The sequence below is a fragment of the Streptomyces sp. NPDC050546 genome (genome assembly GCF_044457425.1).
Lineage (GTDB): Bacteria > Actinomycetota > Actinomycetes > Streptomycetales > Streptomycetaceae > Streptomyces.
The window spans coordinates 1,055,119-1,081,806 of the sequence record NZ_JBITGX010000001.1 but is presented as its reverse complement, the minus strand read 5'-3'; the positions used below and the strand labels follow the sequence as shown (position 1 = coordinate 1,081,806).

Genomic DNA, 26,688 nt, shown 5'->3' with positions numbered 1-26,688 from the left:
GTCCTGACGGTGCCCGGGGGCGCCGCCTCCCCGACAGCGGGCTCCGGCTCCTCGCGGCCGCCGATCGGCTCCTCCCGCAGCCCCGCCCGCCGCACGCCGGGCAGGTCACTTCACGCGCCCGTACCAGACGCTCTTGGTCCAGATCTTCTGCAGCCGCACCACGTCCCCGCTCTTCGGGGCGTGCCAGAGCTTGTTCTTACCCGCGTAGATACCGACGTGGTACACGTTCCGGCCCGAGTGGAAGAACACCAGGTCTCCCGCCTTGCGGTTCTGGGCGGAGATGTGGCGGGTCTTGTTGTACTGCTGGGCGGCCGTGCGCGGCAGCTTCTTGCCGACCTTCTTGAACGAGTACAGCGTGAGGCCCGAGCAGTCGAACCGGTGCGGTCCCGTGGCGCCGTACTTGTAGGGCGATCCCTTCTTCGAGGCCGCTATCTGGAGTGCCTTGGTCGCCGACGTGGCTGCCGATGCCTCGGAGGCGAAGCCGGGGGCCACGATCGAGCCGCCCACGGCGGCGATGGTCAGGGCCGAGGCCGTACCGGCTCGGGCCATGAGCGACGGGACACGATTGAGCGCAGTCATGCGCAACCCTTCGTCAGCCGCCTGTGAAGGATGACCTGTCGGATTCGGGCTGGCGAAGTTGCCCGGCCGCTGACGCGGCTTCACCCCAAGGGCTGCTCGGGTCCGGTCATGGCGTGACCGTCCCGGCGACCCGTCGTGCTTGGGTCCTCCACTCCTGCCGATCCACTCCTGTCGACCGGTCATCCAGGCGGCGGCAGGACTCGGCGTCCGCCCGGATCGCCCCGCCGCTGTGGCGGGGGCTTGTCGTCAGTCAGGGATCTTGACTGATGGTTGTCATGAAATCCCAACGGAACCGGGGATTTGTGTTGTTACTCACCACTCACCCGTTCGGGTGGACACGTCTGTGTTCGAGCCGGTGTCCACCACCCCGCGCACCGCCGGACCAGCGATGGAATGTCTCATTCCGTCCCTCCGTCCCTTCCCCCGCGCAACCGTGACGGTCCAAAAATTGGTGCCCCGTCTACTCCAGACAGCGGTACGTCGTTTGGCCCGTTTCGACTCAGGCCCGGACGCCATGTCGACAGAGCGGGCGTCCGGGCCGACGGATCGGCCGGATCCGCGTCAACCGACGGACTCCGGGGGCAGGGTGACGCGGGCCGTGCGGCGCTCGCCGTCCAGCACCCGCAGCGCCCGGGCCAGTGTGTCGGTGTGCAGTTCCGTCTCGCCCCGCTGGTGCATCAGGGCCAGCGCGTCACGCAGCGCGGTCGCCTTGCCGACCAGGGCCTGGGCCGCGCGCAGTCCGCGATAGGTATCGCCGTGCAGCGCCGGATTGATCCGGCCGAGCAGGTCCACGACCTCGAGATAACGGTCGATCAGCTCCGCCTCCGCGCGGGTCAGGGCGGGCAGTGGAGGCAGTTCGGGCGGCAGCACCGGCGGCTCACCTTCCGGTCGGCGCGGCCATGGTGGCCTTGCGGTGGGGGACGATCCGGTCCACGAGGCCGTACTCCACCGCCTCCTGGGCGGTGAGGACCTTGTCCCGCTCGATGTCCTCGCTCACCTGCTCCCGGGTGCGCCCCGTGTGCCGCGCGAGCATCTCCTCCATGCGGGTCCGGATCCGCATCAGCTCGTCGGCCTGGATCGCCAGATCGCTGGCCTGTCCCTGGACCGGCTCGGGCAGGGCGGGCTGATGGATCACCAGACGCGCGTCCGGCAGCATGGAACGCTTGCCCGGCGTGCCCGCCGCCAGCAGCACCGTGGCGGCCGCCCCGGCCTGGCCCAGGCAGACCGTCTCCACGTCACACATGACGTAGCGCATCGTGTCGTAGAGGGCCGCCATCGCGTGGAACGTGCCGCCGGGGGAGTTGATGTAGAGCTGGATGTCGCGGTCCGGGGCCTGGTGCTCGAGGTACATGAACTGGGCCATCACGTCGTTCGCCGAGATCTCGTCCACCGGCGTCCCGAGGAAGACGATCCGCTCCTCCAGCAGCTTCGAGTACGGGTCCATGGTCCGTTGCCCGGAACTCGTGCGTTCGGTGAACTCGGGCAGCACGTGACGGGCGGACGGTCGGGTCATGGGGAACCCCTCCTCGCGGGCAGAGCTGTCTCCGGCGACAGCTTCCTCTGTAAAAAATGTACAGGACGTACGTCACGTTATGATGGGCGCATGGCCTACGAGATTCCGGTGACGCAAGCCAGGGCTGAGCTCGCCGACCTGATCAACCGCGTGGTGTACGCCGGCGAGCGCGTCGTCGTCACCCGGCACGGCAAGCCCCTCGTCGCCCTTGTCTCAGCCGATGACCTGCGGCGACTCGAAGAGGCCCAGGAGCTCGCGGAGCCCGCCGAGGAGCAGGTGATCAGCGCCGTCTCCACGGTCCGCGAGGTCGCGTCCGCTCCTCGCGAACACCGGCGGTTCGGGATCGCGGCGGAGCACCGGGGGGCCAACCCGGCGTAGTCCGAAGCCGGGCAGACGGAAGACCGTGCACCCCCGTCCGCTACGGCGGGGGTGCACGGTCGTTTCTGTGCGCGGGCGGAGCCCTGGAGGGCGGCGGCTCAGCCGACGGTCGCCGGCTCCCGCCCGGCGGTCACGTGCTCGCCGGCCGTCCTTCGCGTCCTGAGCGAACTGCCCAGCAGTACGGCGCCCAGGCCCAGCGCCGCCCACCACGTCAGCGTCAGGGCGGGGCCGGTCGCCGCGGCGCCGTCGAAGTACGCCACCGAGCGCAGCAGCGTCGCGCCCGCGCCGGGCGGCAGCCACTGGCCGATGACCCCGGCCGGCTCCGGCAGCATCTGAGGCGCCGTGGCCGCTCCGGAGAAGGGGTTGCCGAGGAGCATCAGCACGGCCGCGCTGATGCCGATGCCGGCGTTGCCGATCAGGGCGGCGAGTCCGGCGACGGCACCGCTGACGGCCAGTGCCGACAGCCCGAGCACGGCGGCCTCCGCCCACCAGTCGCCCGTGAGCACCCCGAGCCAGCTGTGTGCGATCCCGGCCGCGACCACCCCCACCAGGGCGGACGCGCCGAGCAGCGCGATCACGGCCCGGACGCCGCGCAGCCCCAGCAGGGTGACCACCGCGCCGGCCGCGATGCCGGCCAGGGCGAGGGGTAGTACGGCGGCGGTCATTCCCGCCCCGCGTGGGTCGTTCTCCGGGGCGGCGACGACGTCGACCGTCCTGACCTGCGCGCCTTCGGCGGCGGCCTGCTGGGTCACGGCCTGCTGGAGCAACTGGGCCACGGCCGGTCCGGCCGCGGACGCGGTGAGCAGTTCCGGTCCCTGGGGTGTGACCACCACGGCGCCGTACACGGCCCGGTCCTCGATGGCGTCCCGGGCTGCGGCCTCGTCGGTGTAGCGGTGGATCTCGAAGGCGCCCTCGCGGAGCTCCAGTCGCTTCTCGACCTGCGCCGTCGCGGCGGGCGGTCCCGCCACGCCCAGGGGCAGGTCGCGCGGCGCGGTGCGGGCGGCCGGCCAGGCGAAGGCCCACAGGGCCAGGGCCGCGAGCACGGGCACGAGGACGATGACCGCGATCACGCGGCGGTCGGGGCTGGCGGACATGAGTGTCTCCTGCGAGTGGCGGACAGCGGAGCCGGACACTAAAAAGAAGGATCGTTCGTTTTGCCTCCCTCTCACCGTGCGCGCCCTGCGGTCGCTTGTCAAGAATGAATATTCGTTTTACTTTGTGGACCATGGCACGCGTCTCCCAGGAACACCTCGATGCCCGCCGCCGCCAGATCCTCGACGGCGCCGCGCTCTGCTTCGCCCGCAACGGCTTCCACGCCACGTCGATGCAGGACGTGCTGAAGGAGGCCGACCTCTCGGCGGGCGCGGTGTACCGCTACTTCAGCGGCAAGGAGGAGCTGATCGGCGCGATCGTCGCCGAGGTGCTCGATTCGGTCCGTGCGGCCTTCGAGGAGGCGGCGCGGCAGAGTCCGCCCCCGCCGCCGGACGAACTCGTCGCCTCCGTGCTCGGCAGGACGCTCGCCGCCCGCGAGTCCCTGGTCGTCGACGGCCGTCCCGCGTTTCCGCGGCTCGTCATCCAGGTGTGGACGGAGACCCTGCGCAACGAGGAGCTGGCGGCACTCCTGCGGGAGGGCTACGGCTCGGTCCGCGCGGCCTGGGCGAGGATCGTCGAGGGGTACCAGGAAGCCGGCCTGATGCGGGCGGACGTGGCGCCGGACCATGTGGCCCGCACGATGATCGCCGCCGTCCTCGGCTTCATCGCGCAGCAGTCCCTCTTCGGACCCGCCCCGGTCGACACCCTCCGGGACGGTCTGCGCGCGCTGATGAGCATGCGGGACGACCACGCCGCGTCCGGCGGATCACAGCTCGGTTAACGTGCCCGAAACCCGGTCCAACTAGCCTGCCGCCACGCCACCAGGGCTTTTCCCCCGGGGCTGCGGCAGCCGGGCCCCGCACGGTCCGGAGCGAGGACTGTGAGGTGGGACGTGCAACTGACCCCGCACGAGCAAGAGAGACTGCTGATCCACGTCGCGGCCGACGTGGCCGAGAAGCGCAGGGCCCGCGGGCTGAGGCTGAACCACCCCGAGGCGGTCGCGCTCATCACCTCGCACATCCTCGAGGGCGCCCGCGACGGCCGTACCGTCGCCGAACTCATGTCCTCCGGACGCAAGCTGCTCACCCGGGACGACGTCATGGAGGGCATCCCGGAGATGATCCACGACGTCCAGGTCGAGGCCACCTTCCCGGACGGCACCAAGCTCGTCACCGTCCACGACCCGATCGTCTGACGGGGAGCCGCCGTGATTCCCGGAGAGATCCTCTTCGCCGAGGACCCGATCGCGTACAACGAAGGCCGCGAGGTCACGCGTCTCACCGTCCTCAACGCCGCCGACCGGCCCGTCCAGGTCGGCTCCCACTACCACTTCGCCGAGGCCAACCCCGGCCTGGAGTTCGACCGCGCCGCGGCCCGCGGAAAGCGGCTGAACGTCGCCGCCGGAACGGCCGTGCGTTTTGAACCCGGGATCCCCGTCGACGTCGAACTCGTTCCGCTCACCGGCGCCCGTGTCGTGCCCGGTCTGCGCGGTGAGACCGGAGGTGCCCTCGATGCCTGAGATCTCGCGTGCCGCGTACGCCGACCTGTTCGGCCCGACGACCGGTGACCGGATCCGGCTCGCCGACACCGATCTGCTGGTGGAGATCGAGGAGGACCGCTCCGGCGGCCCCGGACGCGCCGGTGACGAGGCCGTGTTCGGCGGTGGCAAGGTCATCCGGGAGTCCATGGGCCAGGCGCGTGCCACGCGGGCGGAGGGCACCCCGGACACCGTGATCACCGGCGCGGTGATCATCGACCACTGGGGCATCGTCAAGGCCGACGTCGGCATCCGCGACGGGCGGATCACCGGCATCGGCAAGGCCGGCAACCCCGACACCATGGACGGCGTCCACCCCGACCTGGTCATCGGCCCGGAGACCGAGATCATCGCAGGCAACGGGCGGATCCTCACGGCCGGCGCGATCGACGCGCACGTCCACTTCATCTGCCCGCAGATCGCCGACGAGGCGCTCTCCTCGGGCATCACGACACTCGTCGGCGGCGGCACGGGCCCTGCCGAGGGCTCCAAGGCCACCACCGTGACCCCCGGCCCCTGGCATCTGGCCCGGATGCTGGAGGCGATGGAGGCCTATCCGCTCAACATCGGCCTGCTCGGCAAGGGCAACACCGTCTCGCACGAGGCGATGCTGTCGCAGATCCGCGGCGGCGCGCTCGGCCTGAAGCTGCACGAGGACTGGGGCTCGACCCCGGCCGTCATCGACGCCTCGCTGACCGTCGCCGAGCGGACCGGTATCCAGGTCGCCATCCACACGGACACCCTCAACGAGGCCGGTTTCGTAGGCGACACGCTCGCCGCGATCGCCGGGCGGGGCATCCACGCGTACCACACCGAGGGCGCGGGCGGCGGGCACGCGCCGGACATCATGACCGTGGTCTCCGAGTCGTACGTGCTGCCGAGCTCCACCAATCCGACCCGGCCGTTCACCGTCAACACCGCCGAGGAACACCTCGACATGCTGATGGTCTGCCACCACCTCAACCCGGCGGTGCCGGAGGACCTGGCCTTCGCCGAGTCCCGGATCCGGCCCTCCACCATCGGCGCTGAGGACGTGCTGCACGACCTGGGCGCGATCTCGATCATCTCCTCCGACTCCCAGGCCATGGGGCGCGTCGGCGAGGTCGTCATGCGGACCTGGCAGACCGCGCACGTGATGAAGCGGCGGCGCGGCGCGCTGCCCGGGGACGGACGGGCCGACAACCGCCGGGTCCGTCGCTATGTCGCCAAGTACACGATCAACCCGGCGCTCGCCCAGGGCCTGGCCCGGGAGATCGGGTCGGTCGAGAGCGGCAAGCTGGCCGACCTGGTGCTGTGGGAGCCGGCGTTCTTCGGCGTCAAGCCGCAGCTCGTCATCAAGGGCGGGCAGATCGCCTACGCGCAGATGGGCGACGCCAACGCCTCGATCCCCACGCCGCAGCCGGTCCTGCCGCGCCCGATGTACGGGGCGATCGGGCGGGCACCGGCCGCCAACTCCCTGAACTTCGTCGCCCCCTTGGCCGTCGAGGACGGGCTGCCGGACCGGCTGGGTCTCGGCAAGCGGTTCGTGGCGATCGAGTCGACGCGCGGGGTCACCAAGGCCGACATGCGGGAGAACGACGCGCGCCCGGACGTGCGGGTCGATCCCGACAGCTTCGCGGTGCACATCGACGGGGAACTGGTCGAGGCGGCGCCGGCTGCCGAACTGCCCATGGCCCAGCGCTACTTCCTGTTCTGAGGACGCCCTGATGTCACGAGCAGCGCTTCTCGTCCTGGCCGACGGCCGTTTTCCCGCCGGTGGCCACGCACACTCCGGCGGGGCCGAGGCCGCGGTCAAGGCCGGGCGGATCAAGGGGGCGGTGAGCCTCGCCGACTTCTGCCGGGGGCGTCTGCACACGGCCGGATCGGTGGCCGCGGCGCTCTCCGCCGCCGCGGCGCTGGGGATCGACCCCGTCGCGCTGGACCGGGCCGCGGACGCCCGTACTCCGTCCCCCGCGTTGCGGCTCGCCGCGCGCAAGCTGGGGCGCCAGCTGATGCGAGCCGCCCGTTCTACCTGGCCGTCCACCGAACTGGACGCGCTGGCACGGGAGTTCCCCAAGGGCGCCCATCAGCCGGTGGTGCTCGGACTGACGGCGCGGGCGGCCGGGCTGGGGCCGGTCGACGCGGCGTACTGCGCGGCGTACGAGAGCGTGAGCGGCCCGGCCACGGCGACGGTGCGGCTGCTGAGCCTGGACCCCTTCGACGCGACGGCGGTCCTGGCCCGGCTGGCGCCGGAGCTGGACCAGGCCGTGGACCGCGCGGTGGAGGCCGCGAGGAGAGTCGTCGACGAGGGAGTCGACGCCTTGCCGGCGGGCTCGGCACCGCTGCTGGAGATCGGAGCGGAGGCGCACGCGGCGTGGCCAGTACGCCTGTTCGCATCATAAGGGCGCTCAGGTAGCCCACATAGGGGCGCGGGGAACTGCGCGAGAAACCCCCACCCACCCGCACCCCGACACCAGCGCCCGCCACCCCGCATCGCCCGCAAACCCCGGGCCCACCCCACCAGGAGCCGCACATGCACCTCGACCACCACCACGAGGGACCGTCGACCGTAAGCGCGGACGTGCACCGCCCCGACGGCACCCGCAGAGCACTCCGCATCGGCCTCGGCGGCCCCGTCGGCTCCGGCAAGACCGCCACCGTCGCCGCGCTCTGCCGGGCGTTGCGGGACGAACTGTCGCTCGCGGTCGTCACCAACGACATCTACACCCGGGAGGACGCCGAGTTCCTGCTCCGGGAAGCCGTACTGCCGCCCGAGCGGATCACCGCCGTGGAGACGGGCGCCTGCCCGCACACCGCGATCCGGGACGACATCTCCGCCAACCTGGAAGCGGTGGAGGACCTGGAGGACGCCGTCGGGCCCCTGGACCTGGTCCTCGTGGAGTCCGGCGGGGACAACCTCACCGCGACCTTCTCCAAGGGACTCGTCGACGCGCAGATCTTCGTGATCGACGTGGCCGGGGGCGACGACATCCCGCGCAAGGGCGGGCCGGGCGTGACCACCGCCGACCTGCTCGTCGTCAACAAGACCGACCTCGCACCGTACGTCGGCTCCGACCTCGCGCGCATGGCCGCCGACGCCAAGGCGCAGCGGGGCGAACTGCCCGTCGTCTTCCAGTCGTTGCGGAGCGGGTCCGGGGTGACGGACGTCGCCGTGTGGGTCCGGGCCCGGCTCACCGCGTGGACGGCGTGAGCGGTCACGGTACCGGGGTGCGGTCCGTCGCACGGATCGTCGCCCGGGACGACGGCCGGGGCGGGACCTCCCTGCCGGTGCTGGAGAGCGACGGACCCCTGGCGCTGCGGCGGACCAGGGCCGCCGGCCCCGAGGCGCGGGTCATGCTCGTCGGGGCGATGAGCGGGCCGCTCGGCGGCGACCACTTCACCGTGGAGGCCCGGGCGGAAGAGGGGGCCCGGCTGTCGGTCGGGTCGGCCGCCGCCACCATCGCGCTGCCGGGGCAGACGAAGAGCGAGGCACGCTACGACGTACGGCTCGATGTCGCCGAGGGTGCCGAACTGCACTGGCTGCCGGAGCAGTTGATCTCCGCCCAGGGCAGCGACCTCTACGTCACGACCCGTGTCGACCTCGCCGCCACGGCCCGGCTCGTGCTGCGCGAGGAGCAGGTGCTCGGGCGCGTGGGTGAGGAACCGGGACGGCTGACGAGCCGTCTGACCGTGCGGATCGCCGAGCGGTCCGTGCTCGACCAGGAGCTGGCCTGCGGGCTCGGCGCGCCGGGCGGCTGGGACGGGCCCGCCGTGCTCGCCGGGCACCGGGCCGTCGGGCAACTGGTCGTCGTGCGCCCGGAGTTCGCCGCTGAGCCGGTGACGGCCCGGGCGCTGGGGGAGGGGGCCACGGTCGTGCCGCTCGCCGGGCCCGCCGCGCTGGTGACCGCCGTGGCGCCGGACGCGCTGCGGCTGCGGCGGCTGCTCGACGAGGCGCTGAAGTCCCTCGCGTAGACGCTCGCACGGGCGTCCGTAGAGCAGAATCCCTTCTCCGTTTATCGGATTGGCAAAGAAGCGCGACGGACCCTGTTCTCAGCAACCTCACAGCCGCGAGGATCCCCGTACTGATCGCAACGATGTACGGGGAGGTCCCCCTTGAGGGGTACGAGACCGAAGAGGCGGGTGGCGGCGCTCGGTTCGGCCGGAGCACTCGTCACGGCCACGCTGATAGCCGGCGCCGTCGCGGCGCCCTCGGCGAACGCGAGCGCGAGCGCGGGCACCCGCCACGGCCAGGACCAAGAGGCGCGGGGCGCCGCGGTCGCCGCCGCGAAGGCCGCGAAGGCCGGCATCGACTGGCAGGACTGCCCCGCCGACTGGAACCTGGCCAAGCCGATCCAGTGCGGGTACGTCACCGTGCCGCTCGACTACGCCAAGCCGCACGGCAAGCAGATCAAGCTCGCCGTCGACCGCATCGGCAACACGGGCACCAAGGCCGAGCGGCAGGGCGCGCTCCTGTACAACCCCGGTGGCCCCGGCGGCTCCGGACTGCGCTTCCCGGCCCGGGTCACCAGCAAGAACCCGGTGTGGGCCAACGCCGCGAAGGCCTACGACTTCGTGGGCTTCGACCCGCGGGGCGTCGGCAAGTCGACGCCCATCTCCTGCGTGGACCCGCAGGAGTTCGTCAAGGCACCCAAGATGGACCCGGTACCCGACTCCGAGGCCGACAAGCTCGCTCAGCGCAAGCTGGCCCGCGAGTACGCCGAGGGCTGCCAGGACCGCAGCGGCGCGATGCTGCCCCACATGACCACGCCGAACACCGCACGCGACCTCGACGTCATCCGCGCCGCCCTCGGCGAGAAGAAGCTCAACTTCCTGGGCGTCTCCTACGGCACCTACCTCGGCGCCGTCTACGGCACCCTCTTCCCGGGCCATGTGCGCCGCATGGTCGTCGACAGCGTCGTCAACCCGTCCCGGGACAAGATCTGGTACCAGGCCAACCTGGACCAGGACGTCGCCTTCGAGGGCCGCTGGAAGGACTGGCAGGACTGGGTCGCGAAGAACGACGCGACCTACCATCTCGGCACCACCCGCGCCGCCGTCCAGGAGAAGTGGCTCGAGCTGCGCGCCACGGCGAAGAAGAACCCCCTCGGCGGAGTCGTCGGCCCGGCTGAGCTCATCTCCTTCTTCCAGAGCGCCCCGTACTACGACTCCGCCTGGGCGTCGACCGCCTCGGTCTTCAGCAAGTACGCCGCCGGAGACACTCAGGCGCTGATCGACGCCGCCGCCCCCGACCTGTCCGACACCGCGGGCAACGTCTCCGCCGAGAACGGCAACGCCGTCTACACGGCCGTGGAGTGCGCCGACGCCAAGTGGCCCACCAGCTGGCGCACCTGGGACCGGGACAACACCCGGCTGCACAAGGACCACCCGTTCATGACCTGGGCCAACGCCTGGATGAACCTGCCGTGCGCCACCTGGCCGGCCAAGCAGCGGACGCCGCTGAACGTCAAGAGCGGCAAGGGCCTGCCCGGCGTGCTCATCGTCCAGTCGGAGCGCGACGCGGCCACGCCGTACGAGGGCGCCGTCGAACTGCACAAGCGGTTCAAGGGATCCCGCCTGATCACCGAGAAGGGCGCCGGTTCGCACGGCGTCACCGGGCTGGTCAACCCGTGCGTCAACGAGCGGGTGGACACCTATCTGCTCACCGGCGAGCTGGACCGTCGCGATGTGACCTGCGCGCCGCACGCCACGCCCAAGCCGTAGTCACGGCGGGGGGCGGTCGTCCGGCCGCCCCCTCAGCCCTCCCTCGCCGCCAGCCAGGCGTCCTCCGCCGCGTAGTCGAAGAGGTCGCCGTACGCCTGGACCATCTTCGGGTAGGCCTCCCGCCAGTCCCGCGCGGCGAGTTGTTCCTCGAGCCAGGCGATCGTCTCCGGCAGGGTGTCCGCGTACCGCGCCACCGGCCGGTAGCCCAGCTCGCGTTCCGCCGCCGACATGTCGCACACCACGGGCGCCGGGGCCGACCAGGGAGTCTCGCCCACGCCGGGTGCGGGCGGTGGGCCGTCCACGAGCACGTCCTCGGTCTTCACCCCCATCACCGCGTCGATCTCCGCCGCGATCCGGGCCACCGTCGGCGCGTCCGGGTCCACGGCGTTGAGGACGCGGGCGCCCGGCCGGGCGGCGGCCAGCCGGATCAGCTCGGCGATCGTGTGGGCGCTCGCCGGATGGAACCGGCTCTGGCCGCCGTAGGCGAGTACGCGCCGCCGCCGGCCGTCGAGGTTGCGTTTCACCATGTACAGCTCGCGCGGGGTCCGGCAGTACGCCCCGTGGATGGCGCCCGCGCGCAGCAGCGTGGTCGGCAACCGGTCGCCCGCCGCGAGGAGTTCGCGCTCCAGCGCCGCCTTCCGGGTGCTGTACGAGGCGTCGCCCGGTGACACCGTGCGCTGATCCTCCGCCAGCGGCACCGGGTACTCGGGAAAGCCCCCTGGCTCGTTCTGCGTGTCGAAGCCGCGGCCCCGGCCGTCCTCGTACACCGACACGCTGGAGATCACCACCGCCGAGCCGACCCGCCCGGCCAGCCCCGTCAACTGCCGTGCGTGCCCGGCGCCGAACGCCACCATGTCCACCAGGACGTCGCAGCCGTCACCGACCGCAGCGGACAGCGCCGCGTCGTCCTCCCGGTCGGCCCGCAGGGCCTGTACGCCGTCCGGCCACCCGGGGTGCCGGCCGCCGCCCCGCGAGACGGCCGTCACCTCCCAGCCGTCCCGGGCCAGCGCTCCCACGGCCACCCGTCCGATCTGTCCCGTCGCTCCGATCACCACAGCACGTGTCATGCGACGACCGTACGACGGCCGGGGGCCGTGCCACCTGCGGTTCTGCCGACGGCAGAGGCCTCAGCCGAGCGGCATGCGCGGGAACTTCCGCTCCTTCACGGCGGCGGCCTCCTCGGCCTTCACCACGGCCGCGTACTGGTCGACGTACTCCTGCTCGGACAGGGAGAGGATCGCGTACATGAGCTCGTCGGTGACGGCGCGCAGGATGGCCTTCTCGTTCTCCATGCCTTCGTAGCGGGAGAAGTCGAGGGGCTCGCCGAAGCGGATCACGACGGGGTGGATGTTAGGGATGACCTTGCCGGGCGGCTGGGCCTCGAACGTGCCGATCATCGCGCAGGGGATCACCGGGACGCCGGCCTTGAGGGCCATCACGGCGACCCCGACCTTGCCCTTGTAGAGCCGGCCGTCGTGCGAGCGCGTGCCCTCGGGGTAGATGCCGAGCAACTCGTCCTTGCTCAGCACGCCGAGGCCCTCGCGGATCGCGGCCTGGCCCGCGTCCTTGCCCGAGCGGTCGACCGGGATCTGCCCCGCGCTGCGGAAGAAGAAGGCCGTCAGCCGGCCCTTGAGGCCCGGGCCCGTGAAGTACTCGGCCTTCGCGAGGAAGGTGATGCGCCGCTTGAGGATCGCGGGCATCAGGAAGTGGTCCGAGAACGACAGGTGATTGCCGGCGACGATGGCGGCGCCCTCCGACGGCACATGCTCCAGACCCTCTATTCGAGGCCGGAAGACCAGTCGCAGCAGCGGGCCCAGTAGCACGTATTTCAGCAGGTAGTAGAACAAAGCGGGCGCTCCTCGACTCTGGCGGTGAACTCAACCGCCGCGTTCCAGCAGGTCAACCGGCGTGTCGTGGGGTGCCAGTGTAGGTGCAGGCGTAGCCACCGGGCACCTCGTGCGGCGGGACCTCGTCGATCCTTCACCAATTGACTGACGGTCAGTCAGGCAGGTGCGGGTGTCCGGTGATGCTCATGCGGCTGGGGAGGGCCGCGGGACCAGCGTGCTGCTCCGTACGGGTGACCGGCAAGCCGAACGGGTGGCATGGCCGGGATACGAGGGGTGCCTGGCCAACCGCTGGTTCTTGCGGCCCGGGCGAGTAGTCTGCGCAGCATGCGGATCTCTGTTTCCTCGGACATGGACGAGCCCGTCGCCCGCGCCCTCGTGGCCGCGCTGCGGGACCGGGGACACGAGGTGCGCCCGCACGGCGCGCTGCGCTCCGGGGACGACCCGCAGTGGGCGGTGTGCTCCGAGTCCGCGGCCCGCGAGGTCGCCGACGGAACGGCCGACCAGGCCGTGGTGTGCTGCTGGACCGGCACCGGCGCCTCGATCGCGGCGAACAAGGTGCCGGGCGTACGGGCCGCCCTGTGCACGGACGCCTACACGGCCGACGGGGCCCGCCGCTGGAACGACGCCAACGTCCTCGCGCTCAGCCTGCGGCTGACGTCCGAGGCGCTGCTGACGGAGATCCTCGACGCGTGGTTCGCGGGCGAGCCCAGCGGCGACACCGAGGACCGGCAGAACGTGGACCGCGTCCGGCTGCTCGATCACGGGCGGAACCGGCTGTAGGTCACACCTGGTCACAGCCGCACGATGACCAGCGCGGTGTCGTCGGTGGCGCCGCCGGGCGGCAGCAGTTCCAGCAGGACGGTGTCGGCGAGGGTCTCGGGGTCCTGGTCCCGGTGCTCGCGCAGGGCGTCGGCGAGCCGGTCCAGGCCCGTGTCGATGTCCTCCCGACGACGCTCGATCAAGCCGTCGGTGTAGAGAACGAGTGTGGCGCCCGGCGTGAACGTGGTCTCGGCCTGAGGTCTCGGGATCGGGTCCGGGCGGGCGTCGAGGGGCGTGTCCGTGGCCTGGTCGAGGAACTCCGTGCGGCCGTCGGGGTGGACCAGCACCGGCGGGGGATGGCCGGCGCTGCTGTACGTGATGACGTGCCGCGCGCAGTCGATGAAGGTCGTCACGGCGGTCGCCGACTCGGCCCCGTCGATCACGTGGGCGTATCGCCCCAGCACGTCCAGGGCCTGGGCAGGCCCCTCGGCGACCCGGGAGGCCGCGCTGAGCGCGCTGCGCAGCTGGCCCATGACACCGGCGGCCGCCAGTCCGTGCCCGACCACGTCGCCCACGGCCACCCCGATACGGTCGCCGCCCACCAGATCGACCAGGTCGTACCAGTCCCCGCACACGTTGAGCGCACCCACCGCGGGCCGGTACCGGACGGCGGCCCGTTGGAGGCCGACCTGCCGGGGCGCCGGCAGCATCGCCTCCTGCAGGGCCAGCGCCACCTCCCGCTCCCGGGAGTGCGCCTGGCGCAGCCGTTCGTTGAGCTCCTGCAGCTCGCGGGCGCGGGTGTACAGCTCGGCCTCCAGGACCCTGGCCCGGCTGTTCCGGCTCCCCCCGGAGCGGCCCCGGGCCCGGATCAGCTCCGTGACCTCCTCGACGCGGTGCAGAATCAGCACCACCTTGCCGTCGGGGCCGAGCAGCGGCGCGTTCACCGGACTCCAGTAGCGCTCGTCCCACTCCCCGGGCCGCTCGGGATCCTGGACGTCGTAGCGCTGCAGGGCCATGGTGTCGCGCTCCCCGGTCGCCAGGACCCGGTACAGCGAGGCCTCCAGATTGCGCATGCCCGTAGCGGCCGGATCGTTGGGGTTGTCGGGGAAGACGTCGAACAGATAGCGGCCGATCAGCTGCTCGCGGGAGCGGCCGGACACGCGCACGAACTCCTCGTTGACGTCCGCGTACACCAGCTCCGGGGTCAGGAGCGCCACCATGCCGGGCAGCGCCTGGAACACCGCTCCGTACTCGATCACCGAATCCGCCATGGTCGCCTCACCACTGCCGGGATCACACCATTTTCACACGGTATGACCGAACCCGGGCCGGGCTTCACTCCGTGAGGTCCGTCAGCGACTGCTCCGCCCAGATGATCTTTCCCTCGTGGACGAACCGGGTGCCCCACCGCTGGGTCAGCTGGGAGACGAGCAGCAGCCCGCGCCCGCCCTCGTCCGTCGTACGGGGATGGCGCAGATGGGGCGCGGTGGCGCCGCCGTCGAAGACCTCGCAGACCAGGGCGCGCTCCCGGATCAGCCGGAGCCGGATCGAGCCGCTCGCGTACCGGATCGCGTTGGTGACCAGCTCGCTCACCACCAGCTCCGTGGTGAAGACCAGCTCGTCCAGGCCCCAGTGCGCCAGCTGCCGGGTGGCCGTGCGGCGGGCGTCGGCGACGACCGCCGGGTCGGAGGGCAGATCCCAGGCCGCGACCTGCTCGCTGCCGAGCCGCTTCGTCCGCGCCATCAGCAGGGCCACGTCGTCGTACGGGCGCGCCGGGACCAGCGCGTCGACCACGGTCAGGCAGTGCGACTCGAGCGGTCCCGCCTGTTCCAGCGCCCTGCGCAGCCGTTCCCGGCCGGCGTCCACGGCCCACGTGGTCTCGCCCCGGGCCAGCAGTCCGTCGGTGTGCAGGGCGAGGGTGCTGCCCTCCGCGAGGGACAGCTCGACCGCCTCGAAGGGCGGGCCGCCCACGCCGAGCGGCGGCCCCTGCGGCAGATCGACGAACGTGACCGAGCGGTCGGGCGAGACCACGGCCGGGGCCGGGTGGCCCGCGGCCGCCATCGTGCAGCCGCCGTCGACCGGGTCGTAGACCACGTACAGGCACCCCGAGCCCACGGACGACCGCCCGCCGTCGGCGCCCGCCGCGCCCGGCTCGACGCCCTCCTCCCGCGCCGACCGCGCCACCAGGTCGTCGAGGTGCGCCAGCACCTCCTCGGGCGGCAGATCCAGAGCGGCCAGGGTCCGTACCGCGGTCCGCAGCTGCCCCATGGCCGCGGCGGCGTCGATACCGTGCCCGGGCACCTCGCCCACGACAAGAGCGACGCGGCCGCCGGACAGCGGGATGAGGTCGTACCAGTCGCCGCCCAGGCCGGTCAGCTCGTCGGCCGGCCGGTAGCACGCGGCCACCTCGACGGCGTCCTGCTCGGGAAGCCGGTGGGGGAGCAGACTGCGTTGCAGCACGAGGGCGGCGTCGCGCTCGCGGGTGTAGCGGCGGGCGTTGTCCAGGCAGACGGCCGCGCGGGCGACGAGGTCCTCGGCCAGATGCAGGTCCTCCTCGTCGAAGGGCTCCCGGCGGTGGCGCCGGAAGAAGCTCGTGACGCCCAGCGTGGTGCCCCGCGACCGGATCGGCACGGTCATCACGCTGTACAGGTCAAGCTCCAGAAAGGTGACGGTCCGGCGGCCGTCCGGGAGGTCCGTGGCCCACTCCCGGGTCACCGGATCGAGCCGGTCGGCGCGCCAGGAGCGTCCCGTGGTCAGGCAGCGGACCGGGGGCGACCCGGCCAGGTAGGTCGCGACGTCGCCGACCTCCAGGGCCCCCTGTGGGAGGTCGTCCTGCGCGGAGCGCTGGCCGGCCCGGCGCAGCGCCACCGGATCCGTGTCCGCGAGCGGCCCGGGGGCCGGCTCGGCGCCCCGCAGCACCGCCTCCAGCAGATCCACGGTGACGAAGTCCGCCACTCCCGGCACGGCCACGTCGGCCAGCTCCTGCGCGGTGCGCGGGATGTCCAGGCTGCGGCCGATGCTCTCGCCGGCCCGGTCGAGGAGCGCCAGCCGCTGCCGCGCGCGGTGCCGCTCGGTCATGTCGACGACCGTGTAGTACACGCCCAGCGGGTGGCCCCGGTCGTCCTCGAGCCGGGTGAACGACAGCATGTGCGCCGTCTCGCGCAGCGGCGCCGACCGCACCTGGCCCACGTGCTCGTATCCGACGACCGACTCGCCGGTCTCCAGGACGTGCCGCATCTGCGCCTCGACCGCCTGGGCGTCCATGCCCGGCTGGACGTCCGCGAAGCGCAGCCCGAGCCGTCGCGGTGCCGGTCCGCCGCCGAACTGCTCCAGGGCGGCGTTGGACCACACGAACCGCAGGTCGGTGTCGACGATGGCGATGCCCACGGAAGCGTCGGCCACCATCCGTTCCAGCACCGTACGGCTCATGTCCCAGCCGGGGGCCTGGCCCAGCTCCGACAGCAGCACCAGCCAGCGCGAGCCGCTGTGTGTCTCCTCGGTCGAGGTGATCCGGGCCATGACCCGCACCGGATGCCCGCTCTTTCGGCGGGCCGTCAGCAGCCCCGCCCAGCCGCCGTCCCTGCGGCAGCGCTCGACCAGGTCCGGCACCCGCTCCGCGTCCTCGGCGGCCAGCAGATCGGACAGCTTCCTGCCGACCGCCTCGGCAGCCGGGTAGGCCAGCAGCCGCCGGGCGTCATCGGTCCAGCCCGTCACCACGCCCTGCGGATCGAGCAGCAGGGGCACGGCGTCGGCCACGTCGAACCGCCGCCGGGCAACGCCGTACTCCTCGTGTGCGCCCACCGGCCGACCTCTCTGTCGCTGACAGTGGTCTACCACCTCTTGCCCCCATCTTCACCCTTCCCGCGTACGGGGGCGGCTTGTGCGGGTCCGGTCGGGGCGGCGGTGGCGCTGCCCTACCCCAGCACCCTCGCCAGGGCCGCGAGTGCCCCCGTGAGCTCCTCGCCCGTGATCGTGAGCGGCGGTGCCAGACGGATCGTGGAGCCGTGGGTGTCCTTGACCAGGACTCCCTCCCGCATGAGGCGTTCGCTGACCTCGCGCCCGGTGCCGAGGGCCGGGTCGATGTCGACGCCCGCCCACAGGCCACGCGAGCGGAACCCGACGACGCCCTTGCCGACCAGTTCGGTCAGGCCGTCCCGCAGGGTCGCGCCCAGCTCGGCCGCGCGGCGCTGGAACTCGCCCGTCTCCAGCAGTTCGACCACCGCCGTGCCGACCGCGGCCGCCAGCGGGTTGCCGCCGAAGGTCGAGCCGTGCTCGCCCGGCCGCAGCACCCCGAGGACATCCCGGCGCGCCACCACCGCCGACACCGGCACGATGCCGCCGCCCAGCGCCTTCCCCAGCAGCACCATGTCCGGCACGACCGACTCGTGCTCCACCGCCAGCGTGCCGCCGGTACGGCCGAGCCCGGACTGGATCTCGTCGGCGATGAACAGGCATCCCTTGCGCCGGGTCAGCTCGCGCACGCCGGCCAGATAGCCGTCGTCCGGGATGATCACGCCCGCCTCGCCCTGGATCGGCTCGATCAGCACCGCCGCCGTCGTCTCGTCGACCGCCGCCTCCAGCGCGGCCAGGTCGTTGTACGGCACGACCCGGAAGCCCGGTGTGAAGGGACCGAAGCCCTGCCGCGCCGTCTCGTCCGTGGAGAAGCTGACGATGGTCGTCGTGCGGCCGTGGAAGTTGTCCGCGGCGACCACGATCGTCGCCCGGCCGTCCGGCACGCCCTTGACGTCGTAGGCCCACTTGCGGGCCACCTTCACCGCGCTCTCCACGGCCTCCGCACCCGTGTTCATGGGCAGCACCATGTCCAGGCCCGTCAACGCGGCCAGCCGCTCGGCGAACTCGGCGAGCCGGTCGTTGTGGAAGGCGCGCGAGGTGAGGGTCAGCCGGTCGAGCTGGCGGTGGGCCGCCTCGATCAGCGCCGGATGCCGGTGGCCGAAGTTGAGCGCCGAGTAACCGGCCAGCAGGTCGAGGTAGCGCCGCCCCTCCACGTCTTCCACCCAGGTGCCCTCGGCGCGGGCGACGACCACGGGCAGCGGATGGTAGTTGTGGGCGAGGACCGGCTCCTCCGCGCGGATGAGCTCCTGCGAGTCACGGGCCTTCGGCGAGCCCTCGGTGCGGACAGGTGCGGTCATGAACGGATCTCCCGGATCTCCTGGGTGCAGCACTTGATGCCGCCACCGGCCTTGCGGAACTCGGACAGGTCGACGGGGACGGGGACGTAGCCGCGGTCGGCGAGCTGCCCGGCCAGGGCCGTCGCCCCTGGTGAGATGAACACGTGGCGCCCGTCGGAGACGGAGTTGAGCCCGAACGCCATCGCGTCCTCGCGGGTGGCGAGCACCGCGTCCGGGTACAGCCGGGCCAGCACCTCGCGGCTGCCCGGCGAGAACGCCTCGGGGTAGTAGGCGATGTTCCCGTCGTGCCCCTCGTCGAGGACGAACAGCGCCGTGTCCAGGTGGTAGAAGTACGGGTCGACCAGCGTCAGGCTGATCACCGGCATCCCCAGGTACTCCTGCACCTCGCTGTGGGCCTCCCGGGTCGTGCGGAAGCCCGTCCCGGCCAGGATCCAGCCACCCGCCGGCACCAGGTCGCCCTCGCCCTCGCACACCGACTCGGGGTGGTAGACGTCGTAGCCCTCCGACTTGAACCACGCCTCGTACGGCACGGACTCGGGACGGCGCTCGGGCGCGTGGAAGAGGGAGCCGAAGACGCGGCCGCCGACGACGACCGCCGCGTTCGCGGCGAAGACCATGTCGGGCAGGCCGGGAACGGGTTTCACACTGTCCACGGTATGGCCGTGGACACGGTATGCGTCCACCAGTGCCTGCCATTGGTCCAGGGCACGGAGGACATCGACGGGTTCGTCGGGATGCATCCAGGGGTTGATCGCGTACTGCACGGCGAAGTGTCTGGGTTCGCAGACGAGGTAGCGCCGCCGGCGCGGCACACGGGAGTCGGACACAGAGGGGTACCTCCGCTTCCTAACGGTGTGTGACTGAGGGTTGACACCAAGGTAGGAACTGACGGAGGCGGTCCACAAGCAACATCAGTTGCGTCTCCACGCAGGAACGCTGCGTCTTGAGACCGGGCGGCGCACGCCTGATGCGCGGTCTCCGGCGCTATTCCGGCGCGGGATGGCTGGCCCCCGCCTCCGGACTCTCCGGCAGCAGATGCGACAGCACCATCACGCTGATCGTCTTCCGGATGAACGGCTCCTGGCGGATCCGCTCCAGCACCTCCTCGAAGTGCTCCACGTCCCGCGCCCGCACATGCAGCAGCGCGTCCGCGCCGCCGGTCACCGTCATCGCCGCCGTGATCTCCGGGTAGTCGCGCACCACCTCCGCGAGCCGCCGCGGCGGGGCCGCGCCCTCGCAGTACACCTCGACGTAGGCCTCCGTGCGCCAGCCCAGCGCCGACGGCTTCACGGTGGCCGTGAAACCGGTGATCACACCCGTTTCGCGCAGCCGGTCGACCCGCCGCTTGACCGCCGTGGCCGACAGCCCGATCGCCGTGCCGATCTCGGCGAAGGACGTCCTGGCGTTCGCCATCAGCGCGGTGATGATCTTCCGGTCGAGTTCGTCGAACGGCGTGGACCTGCTGTTCATGCGGGCACTGTATCCAGCGGGAACGCGCACCCCCAGCACATGTCCAGACGTACGGATCGCCCCTACACTCCGGGTTCATGCTGCGCGCCCTGGCTGTCGACGACGAACGCCCCTCGCTGGAGGAACTGCTCTACCTGCTGCAGGCGGACCCCCGCATCGGCAGTGCGGAGGGCGCCGGCGACGCCACCGAGGCGCTGCGCCGCATCAACCGCGCCCTGGAGTCCGGCCCCGGCGGCCCCGAGGCGATCGACGTCGTCTTCCTCGACATCCAGATGCCCGGCCTCGACGGCCTCGACCTGGCCCGGCTGCTCACCGGGTTCGCCCGGCCCCCGCTCGTCGTGTTCGTCACCGCCCACGAGGACTTCGCCGTCCAGGCCTTCGACCTCAAGGCCGTCGACTACGTCCTCAAGCCCGTCCGCAAGGAACGCCTAGCCGAGGCCGTCCGCCGAGCCGCCGAGCTGCGCGGCGCCGCCCCGCACATACCCGTGCACGAACCCGACCCCGACCACCTGCCCGTCGAGCTCGGCGGCGTGACCCGCTTCGTCGCCGTCGACGACATCACCCACGTCGAGGCCCAGGGCGACTACGCCCGGCTGCACACCGGCAAGGGCAGCCATCTGGTCCGCATCCCGCTGTCCACCCTGGAGGAGCGCTGGCGCTCCCGGGGCTTCGTCCGCATCCACCGCCGCCACCTCGTCGCCCTGCGCCACATCGGCGAACTCCGCCTGGACGCGGGCACCGTCAGCGTCCTCGTAGGCTCCGAGGAGCTCCAGGTCAGCCGGCGCCACACACGCGAACTGCGCGACCTGCTCATGAGGAGGCCGTGACCGTGCCCCAGGACCACACCGAACGCCGCGTCGTCGTCACCGCCCCGCCCCGCCGCACCGTCCCCCACGCTCGGCTTCGCTCGCGCGGGAGGTACCCCCAGGCCTCCGGCTACTACCGCCCGCGCACCGAGATCGACGAACAGACCACCCTCGGCCACACCTACGTCCGCTCCCTGATGCGCACCCAGCTGCGCGCCGCCCTCACCGTGTTCGCGATCCTCGGGCTGCTCGTCGGCCCGCTGCCGCTGCTGTTCGCCGCGACGCCCGGCACCGGCCGCCTCGAATGGGCCGTCCTCGGCTTCGGCCTCTACGCCCCGCTCGTCCTGCTCGCCCGCTGGTACGTCCGCCGCGCCGAGCGCAACGAACGCGACTTCGTACGCCTCGTCGAAGACCGCTGAAGCCGCTGAAGCCGCAGACATGAACTCCAGCTACGCCATACCCGCCGTCGCCCTGGTCGTCGTCGCGACGGTCCTGGTCGGCGCCTTCGGCCTGCGCATCTCCCGCACCACCTCCGACTTCTACGTCGCCTCCCGCACCGTCGGCCCCCGCCTCAACGCCGCCGCCATCAGCGGCGAGTACCTCTCCGCCGCCTCCTTCCTCGGCATAGCCGGCCTCGTGCTGGTCCAGGGCCCCGAGATGCTCTGGTACCCGGTCGGCTACACCGCCGGCTACCTGGTCCTGCTGCTCTTCGTCGCCGCCCCGCTGCGCCGCTCCGGCGCCTACACCCTCCCGGACTTCGCGGAGGCCCGCCTCGCCTCCCAGGCGGTACGGCGGCTGGCCGGTGCCTTCGTCGTCGGCGTCGGCTGGCTCTATCTGCTGCCCCAGCTCCAGGGCGCCGGGCTGACCCTGACCGTGCTGACCGGGGCGCCCGACTGGCTCGGCGGAGTGATCGTCGCCGCCGTCGTGACCGCCACTGTCGCGGCCGGCGGCATGCGCAGCATCACCTTCGTGCAGGCCTTCCAGTACTGGCTGAAGCTGACCGCCCTGCTCGTGCCCGCCCTCTTCCTGGTCCTCGCCTGGCAGAGCGACGGAGCCCCGCGCCACGCCTTCGACGAACCGGCCACCTTCCGCGAGCAGCGCGTGGTCCGCGTGGACGACAGCATCGCCCTCACGCTCGACCGGCCGCTGACCGTCACGGTGACCGGCACCGTGGACGGCCGGGCGCACACCGGCACCCGCCTCGACATCCCCGCCGGCACCCACCACATCGAACGCGGCACCCGGCTCACCTTCGCCGCGGGGGCGACCGTCCCCGCGGCCGAGCGCAGCGGCGGCGGCGACCTGTCGCCCTCACAGGACGAGGGCCGCGAGGAACGCCCGCTGTACGCCACGTACGGGCTGATCCTCGCCACGTTCCTCGGCACCATGGGCCTGCCGCACGTCGTGGTCCGCTTCTACACCAGCCCGCACGGCGTCGCCGCCCGCCGCACCACCGTCGTGGTCCTCGGCCTGATCGGCGCCTTCTACCTCCTGCCACCCGTCTACGGCGCACTCGGCCGTCTCTACGCCCCCGAACTCACTCTCACCGGAGACCCGGACGCCGCCGTCCTGCTGCTGCCCGACCGCATGATCGGGGGAGTGGGCGGGGACCTGCTGGGGGCGCTGGTGGCGGGCGGTGCCTTCGCCGCCTTCCTGTCCACGGCCTCGGGGCTGACCATGGCGGTCGCGGGCGTCCTCACCCAGGACGTCCTGCCGTCCCGGGGCGTACGGCACTTCCGGCTCGGCACGGTCCTCGCCATGGCGGTGCCCCTCGCGGCGAGCGTCCTCGTCGGCGGGCTCCCGGTCGCCGACGCCGTCGGGCTCGCCTTCGCGGTGTCCGCCTCCTCGTTCTGCCCGCTGCTCGTCCTCGGCATCTGGTGGCGGCGGCTGACCCCGCCCGGCGCCGCCGCCGGGATGCTGGTCGGCGGCGGCTCCGCCCTGCTCGCCGTCGCCGCGACCATGGCGGGCTACCCGGGCAAGGGCGCCCTGCACGCCCTGCTCGCCTGGCCCGCCCTGTGGTCGGTACCGCTGAGCTTCCTCACCATGATCCTGGTCTCCCTGGCCACCCCCGGCCGGGTGCCCCCGGGCACGGCGGGCGTCCTGGCCCGCTTCCACCTGCCCGAGGAACTGCGCACGGAGGTGAAGACGCCATGAGCGGATTCCTGGCGGGTTTGTGCGTCGCCGTGCTCCCGGTGCTGGCCGCCGGGGTCTGGCTGGGCCGGCGCACCGCACGGGGGGCCAAGAGCCTCGGCGGCCTCGGCACCCCCGTCGAGCACGCCACCTTCGAGACCCTGCACACCGCCTCCCTCGCCGCGCCCCCGCTGCGGGCCGGCCTGACCGAGGAGACCGCCCGCAGGTCCGCTCGCAAACTGCGCTCCCTGCTCGGTACGGACGCCCTCTGCCTGACGGACCGCGAACAGGTCCTGGTCTGGGACGGCGACGGCGCCCACCACCGCTCCGAGATCATGGAACGCCTCGGGGGCGCCCTGGACACCGGCCGGGGCGAGGCCTTCCGGCTCACCTGCGACATCCTCGACTGCTCGGTGCGCTGGGCGGTCGTCGCCCCGTTCACCGTCGACGACCGGGTGCACGGCGCCCTCGTCGCCTGCGCGCCCCGCGAGTCGGCGGTCCTGGTCCGGGCGGCCGGTGAGGTGGCCCGCTGGGTGTCCGTCCAGCTGGAGCTGGCCGACCTGGACCAGTCCCGCACCCGCCTCATCGAGGCCGAGATCAAGGCGCTGCGGGCCCAGATCTCCCCGCACTTCATCTTCAACTCGCTCGCGGTGATCGCCTCGTTCGTCCGCACCGACCCCGAGCGCGCCCGCGAACTGCTCCTGGAGTTCGCCGACTTCACCCGCTACTCGTTCCGCAGGCACGGCGACTTCACCGCCCTCGCCGACGAACTCCACGCCATCGACCACTATCTGGCGCTCGTACGGGCACGCTTCGGCGACCGCCTCTCCGTCACCCTCCAGATCGCCCCGGAGGTGCTGCCCGTCGCCCTGCCCTTCCTCTGCCTCCAGCCGCTCGTGGAGAACGCGGTCAAGCACGGCCTGGAGGGCAAGGCCGACAAATGCCGCATCCAGATCACCGCCCAGGACGCGGGCGCCGAGGCACTCGTCGTCATCGAGGACGACGGCGCCGGCATGGACCCCGGCCTGCTGCGCCGCATCCTCGCCCGCGAGGTCAGCCCCTCGGGCGGCATAGGCCTCTCCAACGTCGACGACCGGCTCCGCCAGGTCTACGGCGACGACTACGGCCTTGTCATCGAGACCGCCCCGGGCGCGGGCATGAAGATCACGGTCCGGATCCCGAAGTACCAGCCGGGCGTGCACTCGGGGGGCCGGCTGACCCGGGAGTGAGCCGTCAGGTGCTGGGTGTGGTCACCACCAGCCCGAGGGTGATCAGTCCCAGGACGACCCAGCCGAACCACAGCCAGCCGTTGCTGCCGAGCGCCACCGTGTAGGCCGTCACCGCGACGAGGCCGCCGAGGGTGAGCACTCCCATGGTCTTGGTCGAGTTTGAACCGTGCGTGGAACCGGGCATCGCAACACCCTCCTCGTGGTCCGATGCCTCCATGGTGCCTGGCGGACGCCCGGCGCGCACGGCCCTTGCGAGAGCCGGCTTCAGCGCCCCTGCGCGTTCAACGAGGCCAGATAGGCGTTGTACGCCTCCAGCTCCTTGTCGCCGTCGCGGTCGGCGGCCCGGTCCTTGCGCCTGGCCTGGCGCTGGTCGGAGGCGTACCACTGGAAGAGCAGGGCGATCAGCACCAGCACGGACGGGATCTCGCTGAACGCCCAGGCGATGCCGCCCGCCGCGTTCTGGTCGGAGAGCGCCTCGATGCCGAGCGAGCCGGGCGGGTTCTTGAACGTCCCGACCATCGGCTCGGACGCCATCATCAGCGCGATGCCGAAGAACGCGTGGAACGGCATGCCCGCGAAGAGCTCCAGCATCCGCATCAGGTAGCCGGGGCGGTGCGGCCCCGGGTCCACGCCCATGATCGGCCAGAAGAAGACCAGACCGACGGCGAAGAAGTGCACCATCATCCCGATGTGCCCCGGCTTGGAGCTCATCAGGGTGTCGAAGAGCGGCGTGAAGTACAGCCCGTACAGGCTCGCGATGAACAGCGGGATCGTGAACGCCGGGTGCGTGATGATCCGCATGTACCGGCTGTGCAGGAACATCAGCAGCAGCTCGCGGGCGCCCTTGCGCCCGCGGCCCGCCGTCGGCAGCGCGCGCAGCGCCAGCGTGACCGGGGCGCCGAGCAGGACGAGGATCGGCGACACCATGCTGATCACCATGTGCTGCACCATGTGCACGCTGAACATGACCATGCCGTAGTCGTTCAGCTTGGTGCACATCATGAGCGCGACGGTCAGCACGCCGACGACGAAGGCGACCGTCCGCCCCACGGGCCACTTGTCGCCGCGCCGCACCAGCCGCACGACACCCCACCCGTACAGCCCGAGCCCGACCAGGCAGGCGACGAGAAAGAACGGGTCGGCCGACCACTCAAGACCTCGCCCCAGCGTGAACGGCGGCAGATCCATGGTCATGCCGTGCCCGCTGTGATCCATTCCGCCGGCTCCTGTTTCGTGGGGGTGTGCAGCAATCTGTCCGCCCACAAGAGTAGAACCGCCCCCAGTCGCGGCTATGACCGGGGGCGGTTCGACGTCCCTCAAGGGGCGCGGGGAACTGCGCGATCAACCACACACAACCCGCGCCCGGCATACAAGCACAGCCTCAGAGAACAGTCTCCGCCTCGGCATACCGCTCATCCGGCACGGTCTTCAGCGTCTTCACGGCCTCGGCCAGCGAAACCATCACTATGTCGGTCCCCCGCAGCGCGGTCATCTGCCCGAACTCACCCCGGTGCACGGCCTCCACCGCATGCCACCCGAACCGCGTGGCCAGCACCCGGTCATAGGCGGTCGGCGTCCCACCGCGCTGCACATGCCCGAGAATGACGGGCCGGGCTTCCTTCCCCAGCCGCCCCTCCAGCTCCACGGACAGCTGCCGCGCGATCCCGGCGAACCGCTCGTGCCCGTAGATGTCCTTGCCGCCCTCGTCGAACTCCATCGTCCCGGCCCTGGGCTTCGCGCCCTCCGCCGCCACGACGATCGCGAAGCGCTTGCCGGCCTCGAACCGCTCGCCGACCCGCCGGGTCAGTTCCTCTATGTCGAAGGGACGTTCGGGGACGACGATGGCGTGCGCGCCGGCCGCCATGCCGGAGTGCAGCGCGATCCACCCGGTGTGCCGCCCCATGACCTCGACCACCAGCACCCGCTGGTGGGACTCGGCGGTGGTCTTCAGCCGGTCGAGGGCCTCGGTCGCCACCCCGACGGCCGTGTCGAAGCCGAAGGTGACGTCCGTGACCGCGATGTCGTTGTCGATGGTCTTCGGCACACCCACGACGGGCAGACCACTGTCGGACATCAGCCGGGCGGCCTTGAGGGTGCCCTCACCGCCGATGGGGATGATGGCGTCGAGGCCGAGTTCCTCGACATGGCCCTTGGCCCGCTCCACACCGTCCCGCAGATGGGAGGGCTGGACCCGGGAGGACCCGAGAATCGTGCCGCCGCGGGCGAGGATGCCACCCACCGCGTCGAGGTCGAGCTTGAGGTAGTCGCACTCCAGGAGGCCCTTCCAGCCGTCCCGGAAGCCGATGACCTCGTCGCCGTGGTCCACGACGGCGCGGTGTACGACGGACCGGATCACGGCGTTCAGGCCGGGGCAGTCGCCGCCGGACGTGAGGACACCAATACGCATAGCCCGAAATACCTTCTCAACGTGGGCCGGGGACCGGACCACGTTGTCCGGCTCGAATTCCCGCCACCCTAGCGTCACGAAGGGGCGGGAC

Annotated in this window: 28 protein-coding genes and 1 riboswitch; of the genes, 14 read left to right on the top strand and 14 right to left on the bottom strand. The window is 71.9% G+C overall.

The annotated features are described in order from the left end of the window. Nucleotides 1-105: 105 nt before the first annotated feature. The 3 genes from ACIBK5_RS04770 to ACIBK5_RS04760 form a co-directional block, all read right to left on the bottom strand. Nucleotides 106-579 (bottom strand): C40 family peptidase, encoded by a 474-nt coding sequence (locus ACIBK5_RS04770; protein WP_399016154.1) that lies wholly within the window; start codon nucleotides 577-579, stop codon nucleotides 106-108. Between the two features lie 3 nt (nucleotides 580-582). Further along, nucleotides 583-795, bottom strand: a riboswitch (cyclic di-AMP (ydaO/yuaA leader). Between the two features lie 345 nt (nucleotides 796-1,140). Continuing rightward, nucleotides 1,141-1,449 carry a hypothetical protein gene (locus ACIBK5_RS04765; RefSeq protein WP_399016152.1) on the bottom strand — a complete coding sequence of 103 codons (309 nt, stop codon included), beginning with the start codon at nucleotides 1,447-1,449 and terminating at the stop codon, nucleotides 1,141-1,143. Nucleotides 1,450-1,456: 7 nt separating this feature from the next. After that, complete coding sequence (locus ACIBK5_RS04760) at nucleotides 1,457-2,092, bottom strand: ATP-dependent Clp protease proteolytic subunit (RefSeq protein WP_399016150.1); 636 nt, start codon at nucleotides 2,090-2,092, stop codon at nucleotides 1,457-1,459. A 90-nt stretch (nucleotides 2,093-2,182) separates the two neighbouring features. Here ACIBK5_RS04760 and ACIBK5_RS04755 point away from each other — a divergent pair, with 90 nt between their 5' ends. Further along, the gene (locus ACIBK5_RS04755) at nucleotides 2,183-2,470 is read left to right on the top strand and encodes a type II toxin-antitoxin system Phd/YefM family antitoxin (RefSeq protein WP_399016148.1); all 288 of its coding nucleotides are present in this window, start codon (nucleotides 2,183-2,185) and stop codon (nucleotides 2,468-2,470) included. A gap of 98 nt (nucleotides 2,471-2,568) precedes the next feature. On the opposite strand, the gene ACIBK5_RS04750 is transcribed toward ACIBK5_RS04755, so the two are convergent. After that, nucleotides 2,569-3,564 (bottom strand): ABC transporter permease, encoded by a 996-nt coding sequence (locus tag ACIBK5_RS04750; protein ID WP_399016145.1) that lies wholly within the window; start codon nucleotides 3,562-3,564, stop codon nucleotides 2,569-2,571. Between the two features lie 131 nt (nucleotides 3,565-3,695). Here ACIBK5_RS04750 and ACIBK5_RS04745 point away from each other — a divergent pair, with 131 nt between their 5' ends. From ACIBK5_RS04745 to ACIBK5_RS04710, 8 genes are all read left to right on the top strand, one after another. Next, complete coding sequence (locus ACIBK5_RS04745) at nucleotides 3,696-4,343, top strand: TetR/AcrR family transcriptional regulator (protein ID WP_399016143.1); 648 nt, start codon at nucleotides 3,696-3,698, stop codon at nucleotides 4,341-4,343. Between the two features lie 111 nt (nucleotides 4,344-4,454). Continuing rightward, on the top strand, nucleotides 4,455-4,757 hold the full coding sequence (locus ACIBK5_RS04740) for an urease subunit gamma (protein ID WP_028808600.1): 303 nt from the start codon (nucleotides 4,455-4,457) through the stop codon (nucleotides 4,755-4,757). Nucleotides 4,758-4,769: 12 nt separating this feature from the next. Then, complete coding sequence (locus ACIBK5_RS04735) at nucleotides 4,770-5,081, top strand: urease subunit beta (protein ID WP_215122868.1); 312 nt, start codon at nucleotides 4,770-4,772, stop codon at nucleotides 5,079-5,081. Continuing rightward, nucleotides 5,074-6,795: an urease subunit alpha gene (locus tag ACIBK5_RS04730; RefSeq protein ID WP_399016140.1), complete on the top strand. Its 1,722-nt coding sequence runs from the start codon at nucleotides 5,074-5,076 to the stop codon at nucleotides 6,793-6,795. Before ACIBK5_RS04735 ends, ACIBK5_RS04730 begins: the two co-directional genes overlap by 8 nt. Before the next feature lie 10 nt (nucleotides 6,796-6,805). Continuing rightward, on the top strand, nucleotides 6,806-7,480 hold the full coding sequence (locus tag ACIBK5_RS04725; protein WP_399016139.1) for an urease accessory protein UreF: 675 nt from the start codon (nucleotides 6,806-6,808) through the stop codon (nucleotides 7,478-7,480). 131 nt (nucleotides 7,481-7,611) lie between these two features. Then, entirely contained in the window at nucleotides 7,612-8,289 is a 678-nt protein-coding gene (gene ureG / locus ACIBK5_RS04720) for an urease accessory protein UreG (RefSeq protein ID WP_399016136.1), read from the top strand. Further along, complete coding sequence (locus ACIBK5_RS04715) at nucleotides 8,277-9,050, top strand: urease accessory protein UreD (RefSeq protein WP_399016134.1); 774 nt, start codon at nucleotides 8,277-8,279, stop codon at nucleotides 9,048-9,050. Before ureG ends, ACIBK5_RS04715 begins: the two co-directional genes overlap by 13 nt. Before the next feature lie 141 nt (nucleotides 9,051-9,191). After that, nucleotides 9,192-10,799: an alpha/beta hydrolase gene (locus ACIBK5_RS04710; protein WP_399016132.1), complete on the top strand. Its 1,608-nt coding sequence runs from the start codon at nucleotides 9,192-9,194 to the stop codon at nucleotides 10,797-10,799. 32 nt (nucleotides 10,800-10,831) lie between these two features. On the opposite strand, the gene ACIBK5_RS04705 is transcribed toward ACIBK5_RS04710, so the two are convergent. Next, entirely contained in the window at nucleotides 10,832-11,866 is a 1,035-nt protein-coding gene (locus ACIBK5_RS04705; RefSeq protein WP_399016129.1) for an NAD-dependent epimerase/dehydratase family protein, read from the bottom strand. A 60-nt stretch (nucleotides 11,867-11,926) separates the two neighbouring features. Then, entirely contained in the window at nucleotides 11,927-12,646 is a 720-nt protein-coding gene (locus ACIBK5_RS04700; protein WP_399016127.1) for a lysophospholipid acyltransferase family protein, read from the bottom strand. A 324-nt stretch (nucleotides 12,647-12,970) separates the two neighbouring features. Here ACIBK5_RS04700 and ACIBK5_RS04695 point away from each other — a divergent pair, with 324 nt between their 5' ends. After that, nucleotides 12,971-13,426 (top strand): RpiB/LacA/LacB family sugar-phosphate isomerase, encoded by a 456-nt coding sequence (locus ACIBK5_RS04695; RefSeq protein WP_399016124.1) that lies wholly within the window; start codon nucleotides 12,971-12,973, stop codon nucleotides 13,424-13,426. An 11-nt stretch (nucleotides 13,427-13,437) separates the two neighbouring features. Here the strand turns inward: ACIBK5_RS04695 and ACIBK5_RS04690 are convergent, their stop codons facing one another. From ACIBK5_RS04690 to ACIBK5_RS04670, 5 genes are all read right to left on the bottom strand, one after another. Continuing rightward, a complete protein-coding gene (locus ACIBK5_RS04690) occupies nucleotides 13,438-14,676 on the bottom strand; it encodes a PP2C family protein-serine/threonine phosphatase (RefSeq protein WP_399016121.1) in 1,239 nt (412 codons plus the stop codon). 64 nt (nucleotides 14,677-14,740) lie between these two features. Next, nucleotides 14,741-17,206 (bottom strand): SpoIIE family protein phosphatase, encoded by a 2,466-nt coding sequence (locus tag ACIBK5_RS04685; protein WP_399016119.1) that lies wholly within the window; start codon nucleotides 17,204-17,206, stop codon nucleotides 14,741-14,743. 113 nt (nucleotides 17,207-17,319) lie between these two features. Further along, the gene (gene rocD / locus ACIBK5_RS04680; RefSeq protein WP_399016116.1) at nucleotides 17,320-18,555 is read right to left on the bottom strand and encodes an ornithine--oxo-acid transaminase; all 1,236 of its coding nucleotides are present in this window, start codon (nucleotides 18,553-18,555) and stop codon (nucleotides 17,320-17,322) included. Continuing rightward, nucleotides 18,552-19,382, bottom strand: coding sequence for a dimethylargininase (gene ddaH, locus ACIBK5_RS04675; RefSeq protein ID WP_399016114.1), 831 nt, complete (start codon nucleotides 19,380-19,382; stop codon nucleotides 18,552-18,554). Before ddaH ends, rocD begins: the two co-directional genes overlap by 4 nt. Before the next feature lie 157 nt (nucleotides 19,383-19,539). Continuing rightward, entirely contained in the window at nucleotides 19,540-20,025 is a 486-nt protein-coding gene (locus ACIBK5_RS04670; RefSeq protein WP_184599229.1) for an Lrp/AsnC family transcriptional regulator, read from the bottom strand. Nucleotides 20,026-20,102: 77 nt separating this feature from the next. On the opposite strand from ACIBK5_RS04670, the gene ACIBK5_RS04665 reads away from it, so the two are divergent. From ACIBK5_RS04665 to ACIBK5_RS04650, 4 genes are read left to right on the top strand one after another with little or no spacing between them, the layout of a single operon-like run. After that, the gene (locus ACIBK5_RS04665; RefSeq protein WP_382487331.1) at nucleotides 20,103-20,852 is read left to right on the top strand and encodes a LytR/AlgR family response regulator transcription factor; all 750 of its coding nucleotides are present in this window, start codon (nucleotides 20,103-20,105) and stop codon (nucleotides 20,850-20,852) included. Nucleotides 20,853-20,854: 2 nt separating this feature from the next. Beyond that, entirely contained in the window at nucleotides 20,855-21,250 is a 396-nt protein-coding gene (locus ACIBK5_RS04660) for a hypothetical protein (protein WP_399016262.1), read from the top strand. A gap of 19 nt (nucleotides 21,251-21,269) precedes the next feature. Continuing rightward, on the top strand, nucleotides 21,270-22,985 hold the full coding sequence (locus ACIBK5_RS04655; protein ID WP_399016112.1) for a cation acetate symporter: 1,716 nt from the start codon (nucleotides 21,270-21,272) through the stop codon (nucleotides 22,983-22,985). Beyond that, on the top strand, nucleotides 22,982-24,190 hold the full coding sequence (locus tag ACIBK5_RS04650; protein WP_399016111.1) for a sensor histidine kinase: 1,209 nt from the start codon (nucleotides 22,982-22,984) through the stop codon (nucleotides 24,188-24,190). Before ACIBK5_RS04655 ends, ACIBK5_RS04650 begins: the two co-directional genes overlap by 4 nt. A 4-nt stretch (nucleotides 24,191-24,194) precedes the next feature. On the opposite strand, the gene ACIBK5_RS04645 is transcribed toward ACIBK5_RS04650, so the two are convergent. The 3 genes from ACIBK5_RS04645 to ACIBK5_RS04635 form a co-directional block, all read right to left on the bottom strand. After that, nucleotides 24,195-24,374, bottom strand: coding sequence for a hypothetical protein (locus ACIBK5_RS04645; protein ID WP_399016108.1), 180 nt, complete (start codon nucleotides 24,372-24,374; stop codon nucleotides 24,195-24,197). Nucleotides 24,375-24,454: 80 nt separating this feature from the next. Then, nucleotides 24,455-25,405, bottom strand: a complete 951-nt coding sequence (locus ACIBK5_RS04640) for a cytochrome c oxidase assembly protein (protein ID WP_399016106.1) — start codon at nucleotides 25,403-25,405, stop codon at nucleotides 24,455-24,457. A gap of 166 nt (nucleotides 25,406-25,571) precedes the next feature. Next, nucleotides 25,572-26,597 (bottom strand): 6-phosphofructokinase, encoded by a 1,026-nt coding sequence (locus tag ACIBK5_RS04635; protein WP_358562284.1) that lies wholly within the window; start codon nucleotides 26,595-26,597, stop codon nucleotides 25,572-25,574. Nucleotides 26,598-26,688: the final 91 nt, after the last annotated feature.

Coding starts and splice junctions, on each gene's coding strand:
- ACIBK5_RS04770 (WP_399016154.1), bottom strand. CDS start 579: ATGACTGCGCTCAATCGTGTCCCGTCGCTCATGGCCCGAGCCGGTACG.
- ACIBK5_RS04760 (WP_399016150.1), bottom strand. CDS start 2,092: ATGACCCGACCGTCCGCCCGTCACGTGCTGCCCGAGTTCACCGAACGC.
- ACIBK5_RS04755 (WP_399016148.1), top strand. CDS start 2,183: ATGGCCTACGAGATTCCGGTGACGCAAGCCAGGGCTGAGCTCGCCGAC.
- ACIBK5_RS04750 (WP_399016145.1), bottom strand. CDS start 3,564: ATGTCCGCCAGCCCCGACCGCCGCGTGATCGCGGTCATCGTCCTCGTG.
- ACIBK5_RS04745 (WP_399016143.1), top strand. CDS start 3,696: ATGGCACGCGTCTCCCAGGAACACCTCGATGCCCGCCGCCGCCAGATC.
- ACIBK5_RS04730 (WP_399016140.1), top strand. CDS start 5,074: ATGCCTGAGATCTCGCGTGCCGCGTACGCCGACCTGTTCGGCCCGACG.
- ACIBK5_RS04725 (WP_399016139.1), top strand. CDS start 6,806: ATGTCACGAGCAGCGCTTCTCGTCCTGGCCGACGGCCGTTTTCCCGCC.
- ureG (WP_399016136.1), top strand. CDS start 7,612: ATGCACCTCGACCACCACCACGAGGGACCGTCGACCGTAAGCGCGGAC.
- ACIBK5_RS04705 (WP_399016129.1), bottom strand. CDS start 11,866: ATGACACGTGCTGTGGTGATCGGAGCGACGGGACAGATCGGACGGGTG.
- ACIBK5_RS04695 (WP_399016124.1), top strand. CDS start 12,971: ATGCGGATCTCTGTTTCCTCGGACATGGACGAGCCCGTCGCCCGCGCC.
- ACIBK5_RS04690 (WP_399016121.1), bottom strand. CDS start 14,676: ATGGCGGATTCGGTGATCGAGTACGGAGCGGTGTTCCAGGCGCTGCCC.
- rocD (WP_399016116.1), bottom strand. CDS start 18,555: ATGACCGCACCTGTCCGCACCGAGGGCTCGCCGAAGGCCCGTGACTCG.
- ACIBK5_RS04670 (WP_184599229.1), bottom strand. CDS start 20,025: ATGAACAGCAGGTCCACGCCGTTCGACGAACTCGACCGGAAGATCATC.
- ACIBK5_RS04665 (WP_382487331.1), top strand. CDS start 20,103: ATGCTGCGCGCCCTGGCTGTCGACGACGAACGCCCCTCGCTGGAGGAA.
- ACIBK5_RS04655 (WP_399016112.1), top strand. CDS start 21,270: ATGAACTCCAGCTACGCCATACCCGCCGTCGCCCTGGTCGTCGTCGCG.
- ACIBK5_RS04650 (WP_399016111.1), top strand. CDS start 22,982: ATGAGCGGATTCCTGGCGGGTTTGTGCGTCGCCGTGCTCCCGGTGCTG.
- ACIBK5_RS04645 (WP_399016108.1), bottom strand. CDS start 24,374: ATGCCCGGTTCCACGCACGGTTCAAACTCGACCAAGACCATGGGAGTG.
- ACIBK5_RS04640 (WP_399016106.1), bottom strand. CDS start 25,405: ATGGATCACAGCGGGCACGGCATGACCATGGATCTGCCGCCGTTCACG.
- ACIBK5_RS04635 (WP_358562284.1), bottom strand. CDS start 26,597: ATGCGTATTGGTGTCCTCACGTCCGGCGGCGACTGCCCCGGCCTGAAC.